The 16,686-nt window shown below is 45.1% G+C and carries 17 protein-coding genes; 8 read left to right on the forward strand and 9 right to left on the reverse strand.

What is annotated here, in order from left to right:
• Nucleotides 1-91 precede the first annotated feature (91 nt).
• The gene (pdxH, locus tag B5J93_RS06110) at nucleotides 92-745 is read left to right on the forward strand and encodes a pyridoxamine 5'-phosphate oxidase (protein WP_079325532.1); all 654 of its coding nucleotides are present in this window, start codon (nucleotides 92-94) and stop codon (nucleotides 743-745) included.
• Nucleotides 742-1,584 (forward strand): metallophosphoesterase, encoded by an 843-nt coding sequence (locus B5J93_RS06115; RefSeq protein WP_079325534.1) that lies wholly within the window; start codon nucleotides 742-744, stop codon nucleotides 1,582-1,584. Before pdxH ends, B5J93_RS06115 begins: the two co-directional genes overlap by 4 nt.
• 2 nt (nucleotides 1,585-1,586) lie before the next feature.
• On the opposite strand, the gene B5J93_RS06120 is transcribed toward B5J93_RS06115, so the two are convergent.
• A complete protein-coding gene (locus B5J93_RS06120) occupies nucleotides 1,587-2,519 on the reverse strand; it encodes a DUF2628 domain-containing protein (RefSeq protein WP_079325536.1) in 933 nt (310 codons plus the stop codon).
• A 141-nt stretch (nucleotides 2,520-2,660) separates the two neighbouring features.
• On the opposite strand from B5J93_RS06120, the gene trmB reads away from it, so the two are divergent.
• Nucleotides 2,661-3,467 carry a tRNA (guanosine(46)-N7)-methyltransferase TrmB gene (gene trmB / locus B5J93_RS06125; RefSeq protein WP_420811401.1) on the forward strand — a complete coding sequence of 269 codons (807 nt, stop codon included), beginning with the start codon at nucleotides 2,661-2,663 and terminating at the stop codon, nucleotides 3,465-3,467.
• Here trmB and mtgA read toward each other — a convergent pair.
• Complete coding sequence (gene mtgA / locus B5J93_RS06130) at nucleotides 3,433-4,104, reverse strand: monofunctional biosynthetic peptidoglycan transglycosylase (protein ID WP_228144885.1); 672 nt, start codon at nucleotides 4,102-4,104, stop codon at nucleotides 3,433-3,435. The genes trmB and mtgA overlap by 35 nt on opposite strands.
• 172 nt (nucleotides 4,105-4,276) lie before the next feature.
• On the opposite strand from mtgA, the gene B5J93_RS13310 reads away from it, so the two are divergent.
• The 3 genes from B5J93_RS13310 (at nucleotide 4,277) to B5J93_RS06140 (ending at nucleotide 8,331) form a co-directional block, all read left to right on the forward strand.
• Entirely contained in the window at nucleotides 4,277-4,687 is a 411-nt protein-coding gene (locus tag B5J93_RS13310) for a thioredoxin domain-containing protein (protein ID WP_115236697.1), read from the forward strand.
• A gap of 570 nt (nucleotides 4,688-5,257) precedes the next feature.
• Nucleotides 5,258-7,018 (forward strand): L-lactate permease, encoded by a 1,761-nt coding sequence (locus tag B5J93_RS06135; protein ID WP_079325542.1) that lies wholly within the window; start codon nucleotides 5,258-5,260, stop codon nucleotides 7,016-7,018.
• 104 nt (nucleotides 7,019-7,122) lie between these two features.
• Nucleotides 7,123-8,331, forward strand: coding sequence for an alpha-hydroxy acid oxidase (locus B5J93_RS06140; protein WP_029102711.1), 1,209 nt, complete (start codon nucleotides 7,123-7,125; stop codon nucleotides 8,329-8,331).
• Nucleotides 8,332-8,403: 72 nt separating this feature from the next.
• Here B5J93_RS06140 and lolD read toward each other — a convergent pair whose 3' ends face one another.
• Nucleotides 8,404-9,084, reverse strand: coding sequence for a lipoprotein-releasing ABC transporter ATP-binding protein LolD (gene lolD, locus B5J93_RS06145; RefSeq protein ID WP_079325544.1), 681 nt, complete (start codon nucleotides 9,082-9,084; stop codon nucleotides 8,404-8,406).
• Nucleotides 9,085-9,110: 26 nt separating this feature from the next.
• On the reverse strand, nucleotides 9,111-10,349 hold the full coding sequence (locus B5J93_RS06150) for a lipoprotein-releasing ABC transporter permease subunit (RefSeq protein WP_079325560.1): 1,239 nt from the start codon (nucleotides 10,347-10,349) through the stop codon (nucleotides 9,111-9,113).
• 172 nt (nucleotides 10,350-10,521) lie between these two features.
• On the opposite strand from B5J93_RS06150, the gene B5J93_RS06155 reads away from it, so the two are divergent.
• Nucleotides 10,522-11,481 carry a hypothetical protein gene (locus B5J93_RS06155; RefSeq protein WP_079325546.1) on the forward strand — a complete coding sequence of 320 codons (960 nt, stop codon included), beginning with the start codon at nucleotides 10,522-10,524 and terminating at the stop codon, nucleotides 11,479-11,481.
• Nucleotides 11,482-11,560: 79 nt separating this feature from the next.
• Here B5J93_RS06155 and ccoP read toward each other — a convergent pair whose 3' ends face one another.
• Genes ccoP through ccoN form a run of 4 tightly spaced genes read right to left on the reverse strand, consistent with a single transcriptional unit; the run spans nucleotide 11,561 to nucleotide 14,959 of the window.
• Complete coding sequence (gene ccoP, locus B5J93_RS06160; protein ID WP_079325548.1) at nucleotides 11,561-12,643, reverse strand: cytochrome-c oxidase, cbb3-type subunit III; 1,083 nt, start codon at nucleotides 12,641-12,643, stop codon at nucleotides 11,561-11,563.
• A complete protein-coding gene (locus tag B5J93_RS06165; protein WP_078273132.1) occupies nucleotides 12,640-12,819 on the reverse strand; it encodes a cbb3-type cytochrome oxidase subunit 3 in 180 nt (59 codons plus the stop codon). The genes ccoP and B5J93_RS06165 overlap by 4 nt, the downstream gene beginning before the upstream one ends.
• On the reverse strand, nucleotides 12,819-13,457 hold the full coding sequence (gene ccoO / locus B5J93_RS06170) for a cytochrome-c oxidase, cbb3-type subunit II (protein WP_079325550.1): 639 nt from the start codon (nucleotides 13,455-13,457) through the stop codon (nucleotides 12,819-12,821). Before ccoO ends, B5J93_RS06165 begins: the two co-directional genes overlap by 1 nt.
• A gap of 11 nt (nucleotides 13,458-13,468) precedes the next feature.
• Entirely contained in the window at nucleotides 13,469-14,959 is a 1,491-nt protein-coding gene (gene ccoN, locus B5J93_RS06175; RefSeq protein WP_079325552.1) for a cytochrome-c oxidase, cbb3-type subunit I, read from the reverse strand.
• 615 nt (nucleotides 14,960-15,574) lie between these two features.
• On the opposite strand from ccoN, the gene B5J93_RS06180 reads away from it, so the two are divergent.
• The gene (locus B5J93_RS06180; protein WP_079325554.1) at nucleotides 15,575-15,958 is read left to right on the forward strand and encodes an SCP2 sterol-binding domain-containing protein; all 384 of its coding nucleotides are present in this window, start codon (nucleotides 15,575-15,577) and stop codon (nucleotides 15,956-15,958) included.
• Nucleotides 15,959-16,034: 76 nt separating this feature from the next.
• Here the strand turns inward: B5J93_RS06180 and B5J93_RS06185 are convergent, their stop codons facing one another.
• Entirely contained in the window at nucleotides 16,035-16,490 is a 456-nt protein-coding gene (locus tag B5J93_RS06185; RefSeq protein ID WP_079325556.1) for an OmpA family protein, read from the reverse strand.
• Nucleotides 16,491-16,686: the final 196 nt, after the last annotated feature.

Genomic DNA, 16,686 nt, shown 5'->3' on the forward strand with positions numbered 1-16,686 from the left:
AGGTAAATTGCAATTTGCCCCTACAAATCTATCCAAAGGTGTTGTTGATTAACAATGCCGAAATTTTAATAATCAACCAAAGGTAACCACTATGGGAATTGATTTTAGTGCCAGCCGTCTGTCCTACGAAAAAGACGAACTCATTGAAAAAAACATTGGCGACACCCCTTATCCTTTATTACAAAAATGGATAGATGATGCCATATCCGAGCAAATTGGCGAAGCCTACGCATTTAGCCTTGCCACCTGTGGGGCGGATAGGCGTCCGTCCGTCCGTACCTTGCTCATGCGTGAGATTATCCCTAATGATGACGACATTCAGATGGTTTTTTATACCAATTATGAGAGCGACAAGGGGCAGGATTTGGCGGACAATCCTTTTGCCGAAGCCTTGTTTTTTTGGCATACGCTAGAACGCCAAGTGCGAGCGTCTGGGCGTGTGGTCAAATTATCTGATGATAAATCAGAGACTTACTATCACTCCCGCCCAAAAGACAGCCAGCTGGCGGCGTGGGTCAGTCGCCCCCAAAGTGGCGTGGTAGAGAGCCGTGAAGTCATGGAGAGCGATTTTGCCAAATTATCCGAGCAGTTTGGCGAGCGTATCACCAAGCCTGAGTTTTGGGGCGGATATTGCCTATTGGTGGATAAAATAGAATTCTGGCAAGGGCGAGCCAACCGTATGCACGACCGCATTGTCTATCGAAAAGGCGAAAACGGTTGGGAGCGAGAGCGGATATTGCCATGATATTTTTTAACAAATATAAAAAAGCGATGATAAGAATACTCATCGCTTTATTGATGATAGTTGCCATTATTATTTATAGCAATTTATTAAAAGTGGTGGATTATAAATTTGATAATATCGGCTATCAAAGTGATAAGGCATTAAATATCGCCCTAATTACCGATTTGCACGCTTGTTATTATGGCGATAATCAAAAATGGCTGATAGATAGTTTAAAACAAAAACAGCCTGACGTGATATTATTGGGCGGGGATATTTATGATGATAAAATGCCTTTTGATAATGCCGATGAATTATTAAGCCAATTACCCAATATTGCCCCAACTTATTATGTGGACGGTAATCATGAAAATTGGCTAAGTCAGGCGGATTATAATAAAGTTATGGGTAAAATTCACACTCATGGCGTATCAATCATTCATGGCAAAAGTATATCCGTGCCAAATACCAATGTCGTCATTCATGGCATATCTGACCCAGACGGCGGAGCGTTTGATAAGGATTTAAAAACGGTAACGGATAATTTAAATAATGATACTAAAAATCACGTCCATATTTTATTAACCCACCGCCCCGAGCATATTGATATGTATCTTAATTATCCTTTTGATATCATCATGGCAGGTCATGCTCATGGCGGACAATGGCGAGTGCCGTTCGTTATCAATGGCGTGTACGCTCCCAATCAAGGGCTATTCCCCAAATATGCAGGCGGACTTTATGAATTTGCCAATGACCATAACACCAAATTTATCGTGAGCCGTGGCTTGGCACGAGAAAGCACGAGAGTGCCACGCCTGTTTAACCGTCCTGAATTAGTGTTTGTGAGTTTGGAGTGAAGCTACCCCACACAACGTTTTGGCGTTTGTTTTTTATTTAGCGATGTCTGACACCGCCACGAATTATCATCTATTTGATGATAAATTGCCAAATGCCGACCGTTTAAATACCGCACCGGATAACTCGCCCCTGACACCGTCGCCACCACCGCACAATCGGTCTTGGCATAGGGCAGGCTTGCCACCACTTCCACGCTCACCCTTTGGTTGTCGGTAGTAACAGGCAGACCCACAGGGCAGGTGCCAGTTTGCTCATAGATGAGCTCCACTCGCTTGGCAATGGCATTGGTACTGCGATAACTCTCAAAAATCACCGCCTGCTCTTTTTGCATGGCGATAATCGGCACAAATTGCAATACAATAATCGCAAGCAACGTCCCAAACATGGCAAACGCCACGCTAAGCCCCACCACACTGACCCCGCCATGCTCTGCCAGATGTGCCTTTTGAGCGTCCTTGTCAGTAGGGTATAGCTCCACGGCATCGGCAATCTCACGCCGTGCCATGCGATAATAATACGCGTCCGCCCAGCGTGCCACCATGCCCGACCAAAACAGCCACACCGCCCCAGCTATCATGAGCCGTGTGTACATCTGATAATCATCAGGCAGTTTACCCACAAATAAAAATTCACACACCGCCAAAATGATGACGATGTTTAGCTTAATAAACGACCACCCTGCCACACAATACACCAAACAGTCTAGATAACGCTTGCGGTATAACAACCAGCCAAACGTGGTGAAAAACGCCGACCAATTCCAGCGAGCATGCAGTTTGCCTGCCTTATCAAATTGACCAAATCTTTTTAAATAATAGCTTTGCGAGCGTGTGCCAATAAACCACTTGTCAAGCTGAATCCGCTCTTTGTCGGATAAGTGAGGCAAATAAAATGGGGGCGGAGTCGTGTCTTCTAAAAATGGCAAACGAAACATAAATTTTGTACTTAACCGATGAATGCTTTATAATAGGCACTATTTTACGCCTTTTTTAGATAATATACCATGACTAATCCAAACCAACCCACCCCAAAAGTCCCCCTTGCCCCTGTTGGGGGCGACCGCCAAAGCCCTGACATCTCTCGGGATACCATCAGCCAAGAAATCCAAAACCTAGCTCGCACGCCCACCGAATACAGCCACGCCATCGCCACCTTTATGAGACGGCGAACGCACCTGAGCCAGTATGCTGAGACCGCCCTGACCGACCCTGCCTTTGCTCCGTACATCATCAATCATGGTAAGGATTTGGGCAGATTGGGCGATGTATCTAACATCACCGATTTGCGGGTGTTTTTTAAGGATACACCAAATGGCGAGAACGCCCCTTTGACCTTAGAAATCGGCTTTGGCATGGGCGACAGCTTGGTAGAAATGGCACAAGCCGAGCTGGCTCGTAACTTTGTCGGCATAGAAGTCCACGAACCAGGCATTGGGCGTACTGCTTATCTATCTCATGAATTGGGACTGACTAATTTAAAGGTGCTAAATGGCGATGCGATTGCCTTATTAAACAATTTACCTAGTGAGCATTTGGATACGGTACAGCTTTATTTTCCCGACCCGTGGCAAAAAAAGCGACATTACAAACGCCGTTTTGTAACGACCGACCGCATGACCTTAGTGGCGGACAAACTAAAAACGGGCGGGATTTTTCACAGTGCGACCGATTGGGAGCATTATGCCTTGTGGATGCTTGAAGTGCTAGATAACATGAGCGAGTTTGAAAACATGGCAGGCAAAGGCAACTTTTCGCCACGTCCTGATTCTCGCCCTGCCACCAAGTTTGAAAAACGTGGGACGGATTATGGGCGTGCGTCTTGGGATTTGCTATATCAAAAGGTGCAACCTAAGGCAATACCGCACTGGGCATACGCTTCATGATAATCCGCTTTTTGTTTTGTAGGCGGCGGTTATTGAGATTTTTTTGGTAATATTTGGGATTGGGGAGCATGCTGATGAGCAATGCCGACTGCTCACGGCTTAGGTTTTTGGCAGATTTGCCATAATAATGCCGTGCCGCCGCCTCAATGCCATAAATGCCCTCGCCAAATTCCGCCACGTTCAGATACACCTCTAAAATCCGCTGTTTGTCCCACATCTGCTCCATCATCACCGTGATAATCGCCTCTTCGCCCTTACGGATATAGGAGCGGTGCGATGTCAAAAACAGATTTTTGGCAAGCTGTTGGCTGATGGTCGAGCCACCCACTGACACCGCCTCGCCTGCTTCGTTTGCTTTAATGGCACGCTCAATACCTTCCATGTCAAAACCATTATGCGTGGCAAATTTGGCATCTTCGCTCGCCACCGCCGCCTGTTTGACCGCTTTGGCGATATCATCATAATCCACCCATACCTGTGTCACCTCGCCCCCCGATAGGCGATGAGTGACCATAAACATGGAGTTACCGACAGGGGCGACTTTCCACACGCCCAGCATGGCGGCGATGAGCAGGTGAAAGCTGATGACCAACACCAACAGCGTAGCTATCGCCCATCGCCACAGCCATGCCACCAGTCCCCGTCTTTTGGGTTTGGAGGGTGTTTGTGAGTCGGGACTGGGCCAAGACGGCGTATTTGTGGTTTTTTTAAACATAAAATAAAATAAACTAATAAGATAAACTTGGGGTGTATTTGCTATAATAAACGCCCTATTTTACACGATTTTTTGACACAGGGCATTATTTTTTATGAATAATATTAATTTTATCAAATACTTACAAAAATTAACAAACGACCGCTTCGCCCTAACTTGCCTGGCTCATGACGAATACCGCACGTTCCATGCTCTACTATTGGCGACATTTACAGGCTTAGACAGCCAGCAAATCATCCACACATCCAACCCTACCACAGATTGGTATCTTTTAGGCACGGATGGCTGTCATCTGTGCCACACCAGCCACGCCCTACTGACCCAAGCCCGAGCTATACATCCACGCATGCCTGCCGTTCATGTGCTTGACCTTGCCGACAGCGAAGAGCTGATCGACCATCTGGGCACGCTCGTTCCCATTCTTATCACCCCCACCTGCCTACTATGCTATCCGTTTGGGATTATGGATGTTGTTCATCTTTTACCAAATAATCATCACGGATAAGCACGCCAAAATCATACATCACACCGATTTTTATAAAATATTTTTATCAATTTTAAAATTTATCGAAAAAAACAATAAAAATGTGATGATTTGTTAAAATCTGTTAGGGCGTACCTATCTTTGGTATTTGCAATGAAAAATGCTTGTTTAAAAAAGCAGGGGAATCGCCCGTTTTTCAAGGAAAAAACGTAGGCTGTGAGTTTTCTATCAGACAAGTTTTTGACTTCGAGCCACAAAATTTAGCCATTTTTCATGCAAAAATTGGTTGAAATTGTCAAATTCTCATCTTATTTTATAAAAATGTTATCAAGGGTAGGTACGCCCTATTTATTTTTAATAAATTTTTGAGTAAAATACCACTTTGGCTCATTATTTAGCTAATGAGATTTATTGCTAATAACCATTTTTATATTGTGGTATTTGCTAAATTTTACCAAAAATAGGGCTTTGTGATGTACCAATCATCACAAACGATTGTTATCTTGTATGACCCAACAATTTTAATGGATTTTTAAAATTGAAATCATAACACAAATGGGCATACAGTCTTTGTTGGACAAAGGAGTGTATATGCTGACCTTTTTGGCATTATTACCAATTTTAATTGTTTTTACCTTATTGGTCGTCATGCGACTACCCGCCAAAATTGCCATGCCTGTGGCGTATTTTGCAACCGCTTTGCTGTCATTATTTGTATGGCAAACCGCTGGCAATCAAGTTGCCGCTGCGACCATTCATGGCGTATTAACCGCCGCCAACGTCCTATTCATCGTCTTTGCTGCGGTGCTACTGCTTAATACCCTAAAAGAGAGCGGAGCCATTGTCGCCATCCGCCAAGGCTTTATGGGTATCTCGCCTGACCGCCGTGTACAGATGATTATTGTAGCATGGCTGTTTGGCTCACTCATTGAAGGCTCCACAGGTTGGGGTACGCCATCAGCAGTGGGAGCTCCCCTACTGCTGGCACTCGGCTTTCCGGCAATGGCGTGTGTCATGGCAATTCTCATCATTCAGTCCGCTCCTGTCTCCTATGGAGCAGTAGGTACGCCCATTCTTATCGGCGTGAACTCGGGGCTTGAAAATAAAGAAGATGTAACCGCTGCCATTAGTCAGCAGGGCATTGCCTTTAATGATTATATCGTGCAAATCGGGGCAAACGTTGCCTTTGTGCATTCAGTGGTGGGTTTTTTGATTCCGCTGATTTTGTGCTGTTTCTTGACCAAATTCTTTGGGGTGAAACGCTCGTTTCGCCAAGGTTTTGAAGCCGCTCCTTTTGCCATTTTTGCCGGTCTGTGCTTTGTCATCCCTTACTATTTGACCGCCAAATTTGTCGGACCGGAACTGCCTTCTTTGGTCGGAGCCGTGGTCGGTCTTGCTATTGTCGTGCCAGCTGCCAAAATGGGCTTTTTGACCCCCAAAAACACCTTTGACTTTGAAAGCCGTCATAAATGGGAAGAAGAATGGAGGGGCACCTTAGCCACCACCAACATTGATGTGAATGAAAAAGCCAAATTCTCTGTCTTTAAGGCATTCTCGCCTTATCTGCTGGTCATCGGCATTCTAATCGCCACTCGTACCATCAAGCCATTAAAAGATTGGCTAAGCAGTAATGCGGTCATCACATTTAGCAATATCCTAGACACCAGTATCACCAACAAAACACAGCTACTGTACTCGCCTGCGACCGTGCTGCTGCTTGTCTCCATCATCTGTATCTTTTTGTTTGGCATGAAAGGCGACACCGTCAAAAAAAGTTGGTCAGCCTCTGGCAAGACCATGATAGCTGCCGCCCCTGCCCTGCTGTTCTCCATCCCTATGGTGCAAGTATTTATCAACTCTGGCACGCCTGCCGATGTTGCCGAGCCGATTCTTGCCATGCCAAAAGTACTGGCAGCAGGAGCGGCGGACGTGTTTGCAGGAGCATGGCCTCTCTTTGCACCATGGATTGGAGCATTGGGAGCATTCATTGCGGGGTCAAACACCGTCTCTAACATGATGTTTAGCCATTTTCAGTGGAGCACTGCCACTCAGATTGGCCTAGGTGCTAATGACGCCGCCAAAGTCGTCGCCCTGCAAGCCGTGGGCGGTGCCGCTGGTAACATGATTAGCGTGCATAACGTCGTCGCTGCCTGTGCGGTAGTTGGTCTGGTGAACCGTGAAGGCTTGGTTATTCGTAAGACACTCATCGCCATGAGTTATTATGTAATACAAGCAGGTCTGGTGGGCATGGCGTTCATCTTTAACCCTATATGGTGGATTGCAGCAGCATTGTGGGCGATTGCCTTCTTTGCCATCATGACTGTTATCAGCAAAAAGAGTGAGCGAACTTAGGGTATGATTTTAACGAAAGGGTTTTTATAATCCCTTTTGTTATTTTTGATAAATTATTGTAAAATACACCCCATTTTCAAAACTTTAAAAACTAAGGCTGTTTTATGGCAGATTTAAGTAAAATCACCGAAATCGAAGACCTACGCCGTATTGCCGAGCGTAAAGTACCCCGCATGTTCTATGACTATGTGGACTCAGGCTCGTGGACACAGACCACTTATCGCAATAACGAGACCGATTTTGACCGCATCAAGCTACGCCAACGTGTACTCGTGGACATGGAAGGTCGTTCGCTTGCCACACAAATGATAGGACAAGACGTGCATATGCCCGTGGCAATCGCCCCAACAGGCTTTACAGGCATGATGTGGGCAGACGGTGAGATTCACGCCGCTCGTGCTGCTGAGAAGTTCGGCATTCCTTTTTCGCTCTCAACGATGAGTATTTGCTCCATTGAAGATGTCGCAGAGAACACCACCAAGCCGTTTTGGTTTCAGTTGTATGTCATGCGTGATAAAAAATTCATGGAAAATCTGATTCGCCGTGCCAAAGAAGCCAAATGCTCTGCTCTTATCCTAACAGCCGACTTACAGGTGCTAGGACAACGCCACAAAGACATCAAAAACGGTCTGTCTGCACCCCCTAAGCCTACCCTAACCAACATCATCAATCTGATGACCAAACCTGAATGGTGCTTTAATATGCTTGGCACCAAACGTCACACTTTCCGCAACATTGTCGGTCATGCCGAAGGGGTGGGCGATTTGTCTAGCCTATCATCTTGGACGGCAGAGCAGTTTGACCCGAGCCTGAACTGGGACGATGTCGCTCGTATCAAAGAGCTGTGGGGTGGCCCGCTCATCATCAAAGGCATCATGGAGCCCGAAGACGCCATTTTGGCTGCCAAATCAGGGGCGGACGCCATGGTTATCTCCAACCACGGCGGTCGTCAGCTAGACGGAGCCCCAAGCTCTATCGCCAGTCTTGCCGACTGTGTGCAAGCGGTGCAAGCAGAAAACTCAAAATGCGAAATCTGGCTAGACAGTGGTATCCGCTCAGGTCAAGACGTGCTAAAAGCCATCGCATTAGGAGCAAAAGGCACGATGATAGGTCGCTCATTCCTATATGGTCTGGGGGCGTATGGCGAAGATGGCGTTCGCCGCGCCTTAGAGATTATCTACAAAGAGTGCGACATCACGATGGCGTTCTGCGGTCACACCAACATCAGCACCGTCAATGAAGACATCTTTGTCAAAGGCACTTACGAGAATCTCAAAGCCAGCAACCCCCATGTTACGCCAATTCGTTGGTAAAAACACAAAACCACGTCTTAGGACGTGGTTTTTTCTGGTTAATTTTACATCTACGGCAAGCCCATTACAGTCTTAAAACTCCGCCCACATCCCACTTTTCATGTGTAGCACCCTATCAGCTCGTGACGCCAATGCCCTGTCATGCGTGACCATGAGTAGTGCCATGCCAAGCGTGTCTTGTAGCTCTGAGAGTAGCTCAAACACCGCCAAGGCATTATCATCATCTAGGTTGCCCGTTGGCTCATCGGCCAACACCAAACTCGGGCGTGTCACCAACGCACGGGCAATCGCCACACGCTGACGCTCACCGCCTGACAACTCGCTTGGGCGGTGGTGGGTACGGTGCGACAGACCGACACGGTCTAGTAGTTCATTTGCCCTATCTTTTGCTTCGTTAATACTAACATCAGCACGCATGAGCAGGGGCATGGCGACATTTTCGGTGGCACTAAACTCCGCCAGTAGATGATGAAACTGATAAATAAAACCCAAATGCTCATTACGCATCTGTCCACGTGCCGTCTCATTTAAATGATTTAGGCACACGCCTTTGAGCCACACTTCGCCCTCAGTTGGTGTATCAAGCCCTCCCAATAAGTGCAACAGCGTGCTTTTGCCCGAACCGCTACTACCAACGATGGCGATACGCTCACCTTGATACACTGTTAAATCAAGTCCTGTCAGTACAGGCGTTTTGATTTTTCCTTCGTCATAAACTTTACTGACATTTCTTGCTTGTAAAATAATACTCATAACACTTACTTTTAACTCATCAAATTTTATTCATATCTTAATGTTTGGGCAGGTTGGATTTTTGCCGCTTTTAAGGCGGGATAAATGGTCATGATAAATGACAATAGAAATGATGATGAGGCGATTAATAAAATATCACCCATCTTTATTTGGGTTGGCAGATAATTGACAAAATACGCATCAAATAAGTGCAGACCGAACACATTATTAATAAAGCCCAACAATTGGCTGACGGTTAGTGTAAATGTCACACCCAAAATCGTCCCCGCCACTGTACCAATAACCCCGATAATCATGCCTTGCACCATAAAGACTTGCATGATGAGCTTGGGACTTGCCCCAAAGGTTTTTAAAATGGCTATGTCAGATTTTTTATCAGTAACCAACATGACAAGGCTGGACACGATGTTAAAAGAGGCAATAACCACAATCAAAAACAACAAAAGCCCAATCATCGCCTTTTCCATCTGAATGGCAGAAAACAAATTACCATGAGTACTTGTCCAATCATCCGCCAACAGACGTTCGGGGGCGATGTTCTGTGCTTTTAGTGCCGCCTGAGGAGCTTTAAAAATATCATTCATTTTTAGGCGAATGCCCTGAGCCCCTTCGGGCAAACGCAGTAACACGCCTGCATCACGCATGGCAACATACGCCATGGTACTGTCAATCTCAGGGCTGATGCTAAACGTCCCCACAAGGGTAAAACGCTTAAATCTAGGAACAACACCCGCCACCGATACCGATGCCTCGGGCATTACCAAGGTTACCTTATCGCCCATCATCAGTCCCATAGATTGCACCATGCTCTCACCCAAGACAATACCAAACTCCCCTGCCTTTAATGCATGAATATCACCCTCTTTCATATGTTCGCCAATGATGGACACTTTGGTTTCATACTCAGGCTCAATGCCTGTTACCATAATACCCGCCACCTGTCCGTGAGCGGTCAGCATGCCTTGTAATCCGATAAATGGAGCAGTTGCCACGACATTTTTGTCATTCTCTTCAATCTTTTTGGCAAGTGTTTGCCAATCAGGCATAATCTCATAAGAGCTGACATTTGCCTGTGACACCATGCCCAAAATGCGGGTTTTTAACTCCCTATCAAAGCCATTCATCACCGACAAAACAGTAATAAGCACCGCCACACCAAGGGTTAGCCCAATCATTGAGATGAGTGAGATAAAGGAGATAAAGCCATTTTTACGCTCAGCTCGGGTGTATCTTAGCCCGATAAATAAAGCAAGGGGACGAAACATAAATGGGGATTGCCTTTTAAAATTTAACGCCATAGTTTACACCATTTTGGCATGCTTTTGGGGATTTTGTCGTTCATGATGATAAAATTTATCCAAATCAGTAGGATAAGATGACTTGATTTTTTAAAATTCCCCCTTATAAAGATGGGGTATTTATTCATATGGAACTCCCATGAGCATTCGCTACGACTACAAATATGAAATACCACCCCAAAAGATAGACTTGCCTTGTGACAAAAATGCAGGACATGGCGATCATTGGGCGATTTTAACTAATAACATTGCCGATGACGTGCCAGATTGGCTCCAAGCCATGTTGGAGACCGCCACTCTGCCTACTGGTTTGACCGTGGGGCGTACTGATCATAAAACCCTTTTACTCGGACAAGACACCCCTTGTCACATCAAGCAAATTCTTACCATGGATAATGGCAAGCCCACCGCCTTTATCAATGCTTACCCTGCGGTGCATAGTCCTTATGGCGTGAACTGTCAGATTGAGCGAGTGGTTCGCTGTGAGCGTACCGCTGACGCCATTTTACGCCTTCGAACCACCGATGGCACGACCATCTACGCCTTTGACCAGCTCTACACCATCAACCGCCACGAGTACAAAACCCCAAAAAACTACTTTGCTAATTTTAGTGCGTGGGCGTACAACATTGAGCCAAGCAACAAAGATGAGACGCTACTGGTCAAAAACCCCAAAGCCATTCTTTATCATCGTGCCTTTAATGACATTGTGACGGATAATGGTGGCATAGTGCCTGATGACATTGATGAGCAAATAAAAACATGGACACCCAAAGACGGCGATGAAAACACACCCCTTGCCCCTGTAGAAATTAACTTTGGGGAGAGCTGTATTTATCTGTTTGGCGACACCTTCGGGCAAGAAGATGAAGCATGGTGTCAAGGTCAGGTATTGGGCATAAGCCATACTGAATTTTTTGGCGTGCCTATCACGCTCTTTGATGTGGCAATTTTGCGTGAACCCAATGCCGAGGCCTTTGTGGTGCGTGTCGCTGCCGTCAGCAATGAGCAAAACAGTCAGATTCAAGTACAAGACTACATTCAAGCAAACATTTGGCTACAAGTGGCAATCTATGCTGAAAACCAACAAGCTTTATAAACACTGTTTTCTCACGATAAATCTATCAGCCACAAAAAAGACCTTAACAACACGTTAAGGTCTTTTTTGTTAAGCCATGTTATTCAACAGGGTTTTGTGATAGTGAACGAACATAGGCAGCAAGTAGCATGATACGCTCGTTACCTAGCTTGGTTTGCCACTTAGGCATCACACCAGCACGACCATGACGGATGGTGGTTTGTACAGTTTCACGGTCACCGCCAAACAGCCAAATATCATCTGTCAAGTTAGGTGCGCCAAATGCAGTTAGACCTTTAGCGTCAGCACCATGGCATAGCACACAGTTTGCCTCAAAGATGGGTTTGCCTTGTGCTACTAGCGACTGATTAAGCTCGCCATTGTCCACGCCTGCACCATGCCCACTAGAAATAGACAAAACATATTCAGCAGCAGCACGAACACCAGACTCGCCCAATTGTTTTTGCCATGCCGCCATCGCACCAACACGACCGTTATGAATGGTAAGCAAGATTTCATCCGCATTACCACCATACAACCAATCATTATCAGTCAAATCAGGATAGCCTGTTGCGCCTTTGGCGTTAGAGCCGTGGCACAAAGCACAGTTTTGTAAAAATAGGCGGTTACCTACTTTTTGCGCTTCTGGGTCACCTGCCAGCTTATCCACATAAGGGGCAAGCAATTTAACCTGCTCATCGATTTTGGCCTGCAAGTCTGAATCAGGCTCAGCATTTTTGCGTTGCTCAGCTTGTAACTCAGACAACTTTGCCAATACAGGTACAGCATCAGTTGCACCAGCTGCCGCTAAGATGTTTTGCTCAAAGTTTTCGGTAAAAACTTTGTTGTTGGCTTGTAGTTGGCTATTTAACTCGTTCTCTGATGTCCAAGGCACCTGCTGACCATCAACTTCTACGGTTGTGATGCCTTTCCAACTATTTGGCTGGATTGAAGGGTATAATACAAAATATCCTAGACCCCAAGCCAAAGTCCCAAAGAACACCGCAAGCCACCATTTTGGCAAGGGTTTGTCATATTCACGAATGCCGTCGTATGAATGTCCTGTTGTCTCATCTTCTTCTAGCACAGGCTTGGTTTTTAGAGTCCAAACAAGTACCCCAAAAATAAAAACCCAACAAGCCAGCGAAAAGATGGTAATCCAAGAACTCCAAAAAAAGCTCATTGTATATCCTTAGTGCGTTGTGATGACAATTTTTCTAATTGATTGTCATCTAACGCAAGTTGTGCGTCTTCTTCAAAGCGTTTTTTGTTTTTTGGTGAGTATGCCCACCACGCCACACCGATGAAAGCAATAAATGCCATCACCGTTGCGATACTATGTAAAACGCCCCAATTCATTAGCGTTGACCTTGCATGGCGATACCAAGCTGTTGCAAATAGGCGACCAATGCATCAAGCTCGGTTGCCCCCTGTACTTGGTCAGGCGCCGCTTCAATGTCAGATTCGGTATAAGGCAAGCCAAAACGGTCTTTAAAGATACGCATTTTTGCTTGAACCTTACTGCCATCGACCTCATTCTTGGCAAGCCAAGGATAGGCGGGCATGACAGATTCTGGCACCACCGAACGTGGGTCAATCAAATGGTCAATATGCCACTGGTCAGAATAACGACCACCGACACGGGCAAGGTCAGGACCAGTACGCTTAGAACCCCACAGGAACGGATGATCCCATGTAGATTCAGCGGCACGGCTATAAGGTCCATAACGCTCAACTTCAGCACGAAGTGGACGAATCATCTGCGTGTGACAGACGTGACAACCTTCACGGATATAAATATCACGACCTTCTAACTCTAACGCTGTCCAAGGACGCATGTTAGGAAGTGGCTTATTCACACCGCCTTGCTCTGGTGCATTTTGGTCAAAAATCAATGGATAAATCTCAACCAATGTCGCAAAGCTAATCGCAATCACAATAAAGACAACGAGTAAGCCGGTGTTTTTCTCAACAATTTCATGTGTAATGTTAGACATGGCTGCTCCCCTTATGCTTTGACGGTGTCATTATCAAAGACTTCATCACGACCTGTATTGACTTCATCAGGCTCAGCAAGATGCTCAGGAATACTAGGCATCTTAATGGTCTTATAGCAGTTATAAGCCATCACAAGCATACCACCAACATAAAGCAGACCACCCAATGCACGCACCACATAAGGCCAATGTGATACCACGACAGTTTGGATAAAGTCATAAGACAATGTACCATCATCGTTGGTCGCACGCCACATCAAGCCTTGGGTAATGCCCGAAATCCATAGAGCGACAATGTACAGAACCGTACCTGTGGTTGCAAGCCAAAAATGCACTGTGATAAGGTTGGTTGAGTACATTTTTGCTTTGTTATAGATACGTGGCAGTAGTACATAGATAGAACCGATGGTAATCATACCTACCCAACCGAGCGCACCAGAGTGTACGTGTCCGACCGTCCAGTCGGTATTATGACTGATGGCGTTTACTTCTTTGATAGATAGCATTGGACCTTCAAAAGTACTCATCGCATAGAATGACAATGCCACGATAAGGAAGCGAATGATTGGGTCGGTACGCAGTTTATCCCAGCTACCAGACAAGGTAAGCACACCGTTAATCATACCACCCCAAGAAGGAGCGAATAAAATCAGCGAGAACACCATACCCAAAGACTGAGTCCAGTCAGGCAGTGCCGAGTAATGCAAGTGGTGTCCGCCCGCCCACATATATGACGCAATCAAAGCCCAAAAGTGAACAATGGATAAACGATATGAATACACAGGGCGACCAACTTGCACAGGAATGAAGTAATACATCATGCCCAAGAATGCTGCTGTTAAGTAGAAACCTACCGCATTATGTCCATACCACCACTGCACCATGGCATCTGTTGCACCGCCATAAAGTGAATATGACTTCCAAAGACCCACAGGAATGGCAAGGTTATTAACGATATGTAAAAGTGCAATGGTAATGATAAATGCCGCAAAGAACCAGTTGGCGACATAGATGTGCGATGTTTGACGCTTGATGAGCGTGCCAAAGAATACAATGGCATAAGCTACCCATACCAAAGCAATGGCAATATCAATCGGCCATTCAAGCTCTGCATACTCTTTGGCGGATGTCAAACCTAATGGCAAGGTAATCACCGCTGCCACAATGACCGCTTGCCATCCCCAAAAGGTAAACCACGCAAGATAAGGGGCAAACAGTCTTGTCTTACAAGTACGCTGAACAATATAATAAGATGTTGCAAAAAGTGCCGAACCCCCAAACGCAAAAATCACCGCATTAGTGTGTAGCGGTCTTAAACGCCCAAAGGACAGCCAAGATGTATCAAAGTTAAGTGCTGGCCATGCAAGTTGCGATGCGATGAACACACCAACCGTCATACCAACGATACCCCAAAATACTGCCATGATGGTAAAAAGACGAACAATCGTAATTTCGTATTCATGGTCAACGGATGGGGCTACTGCTGTTTTAGATAGACTCATGGGATAGGTTTCCTGTGCAGCCCGATTTGTTTCGTTGTTTGATGAGATTAATCATCAAATTTACGTTTTTTAAATATATTTGTCTATTGTAACGCAAAATTTGCCAAATATCATCATCCAAATCCGCTTTTAGGAAAAAACCTTAAAAAAATTAAGGAAAAAATAACAATCAAACAATGACCACAATCTTTCCTGTGACTGGCTTACTCACGATGAGCTTGGCTTGCGTTAAATCCACACTCACAATAGGGTATTGTGGCGGGTTTTTCACCGTGTATTATACAACACAATTGTAAGTTTTCGGGTATGTTTTGTAAAAAATAAATGAAAATTTTCACATTTTTTAAAATTTTTTGTAACTCTTGCCAATTTTTAACGATTTTAATCAATTTTTTTAATCAAAAAAGACAGCTTTTTATTAAGTTTAAAAACTTTCACCAAACCTATTTGGTTTTTATAAAATAAAAATTTAATCATTTTTTACTTATTAATTTAATTTTTAAAAGTAAAATTGATGAAAATTTGATGAATTTTGTGGTATTTTTATAAAAAGCCTGCTTTTCAAATCTATTTTGCTTTATAATGAGCCATCTTGTTTATCATCGAGTTGTTTTTATGGCAAAATTTTTAAGTCAAGCATGGTTTGATGAAGTTCAAACCCTTAACACCAGAGCAGGCGATTTACATCTACCGCCCAGCCTTGCCAACCTTATTGTCAATGTCAGCATCACAGGTGACGACCCCAAAGAGCTACACCTAAAAGCAGGTAAATTGGGTCAGCACCACACCAATGATGCCGTTAGTACCATCAATATCGACAGCGACACGCTCGCCCAAGTCATCTCGGGTAAAGATGTTAATGTTGCCCTAGAAGCCTTTATGATGGGTAAAATCCGCATTGATGGCGACATGTCAGCGGTCATGGCACTACAATCTGCCAAGCCCAGTAGCGAGCAAAAAGCACTTTATAAAGAAATTTTGGGTGTGACAGAGTTTTAAGCTTTTAACCATCGGGTTTTTTATAAACTCCAAAACAAAACCCTACCATCAGACAGGGTTTTGTTTTTAGGGATGATTACTGACCATCATTGAAATTTTGATACGTCTCACCTTGGCGGATCTCATGACGTGAACCATCATTAGCAAATGCATAAACAGTAACGTCAGCTTCCACACGGCGGTTTGGTTGCAAGCATTTAATTTGCTCAGCTCTTGGGGCATTGACATCACAGATGACATGCGGTAATGGCTGAGTTCTGCCCGCCCCTGAGGCAGTCAGCGTGCTTGATGTTACACCTTTGCTAATCAAGTATTGGCGAACCGTTTGGGCACGAAGCATAGATAAGTTCATGTTATACATGTCATCGCCATAGCGGTCGGTATAACCTGTTAGGTTTACACGGCTGTCGCCACGTGCTTCCCATGCGATGAGCTTGGTGGCAAGTTCATCTAGCTTAGCACGCCCTTCTGGGAGCATGTCTTCTAATTTCCACTTATCAAACTTAAATAGTGCGTCAGCCTCAAGGGTGATTTTCTATTTGATAATCGGTGCTTGGGCAATAACTGGAATAACAGGCGTTGCCACAGGGCTTGCAGGGATAGACTTAGCATAGTGAGCACAGTCGGCAGGCATCCAGTAAAACTCTTGACCCTTAAACTTATCATCAAAAATCACCTTGTACTGACAAATCTTAACTGAATTACCCGCTTAGAACCCACTCACAATC

The sequence above is a fragment of the Moraxella equi genome (assembly GCF_002027555.1).
GTDB classification, from domain to species: domain Bacteria; phylum Pseudomonadota; class Gammaproteobacteria; order Pseudomonadales; family Moraxellaceae; genus Moraxella; species Moraxella equi.

Coding starts and splice junctions, on each gene's coding strand:
- lolD (WP_079325544.1), bottom strand. CDS start 9,084: ATGAGTATTATTTTACAAGCAAGAAATGTCAGTAAAGTTTATGACGAA.
- B5J93_RS06135 (WP_079325542.1), top strand. CDS start 5,258: ATGCTGACCTTTTTGGCATTATTACCAATTTTAATTGTTTTTACCTTA.
- ccoO (WP_079325550.1), bottom strand. CDS start 13,457: ATGTCTAACATTACACATGAAATTGTTGAGAAAAACACCGGCTTACTC.
- B5J93_RS06140 (WP_029102711.1), top strand. CDS start 7,123: ATGGCAGATTTAAGTAAAATCACCGAAATCGAAGACCTACGCCGTATT.
- ccoN (WP_079325552.1), bottom strand. CDS start 14,959: ATGAGTCTATCTAAAACAGCAGTAGCCCCATCCGTTGACCATGAATAC.
- B5J93_RS06150 (WP_079325560.1), bottom strand. CDS start 10,349: ATGTTTCGTCCCCTTGCTTTATTTATCGGGCTAAGATACACCCGAGCT.
- B5J93_RS06165 (WP_078273132.1), bottom strand. CDS start 12,819: ATGAATTGGGGCGTTTTACATAGTATCGCAACGGTGATGGCATTTATT.
- B5J93_RS06180 (WP_079325554.1), top strand. CDS start 15,575: ATGGCAAAATTTTTAAGTCAAGCATGGTTTGATGAAGTTCAAACCCTT.
- B5J93_RS06120 (WP_079325536.1), bottom strand. CDS start 2,519: ATGTTTCGTTTGCCATTTTTAGAAGACACGACTCCGCCCCCATTTTAT.
- pdxH (WP_079325532.1), top strand. CDS start 92: ATGGGAATTGATTTTAGTGCCAGCCGTCTGTCCTACGAAAAAGACGAA.
- ccoP (WP_079325548.1), bottom strand. CDS start 12,643: ATGAGCTTTTTTTGGAGTTCTTGGATTACCATCTTTTCGCTGGCTTGT.
- B5J93_RS06115 (WP_079325534.1), top strand. CDS start 742: ATGATATTTTTTAACAAATATAAAAAAGCGATGATAAGAATACTCATC.
- B5J93_RS06155 (WP_079325546.1), top strand. CDS start 10,522: ATGAGCATTCGCTACGACTACAAATATGAAATACCACCCCAAAAGATA.
- B5J93_RS13310 (WP_115236697.1), top strand. CDS start 4,277: ATGAATAATATTAATTTTATCAAATACTTACAAAAATTAACAAACGAC.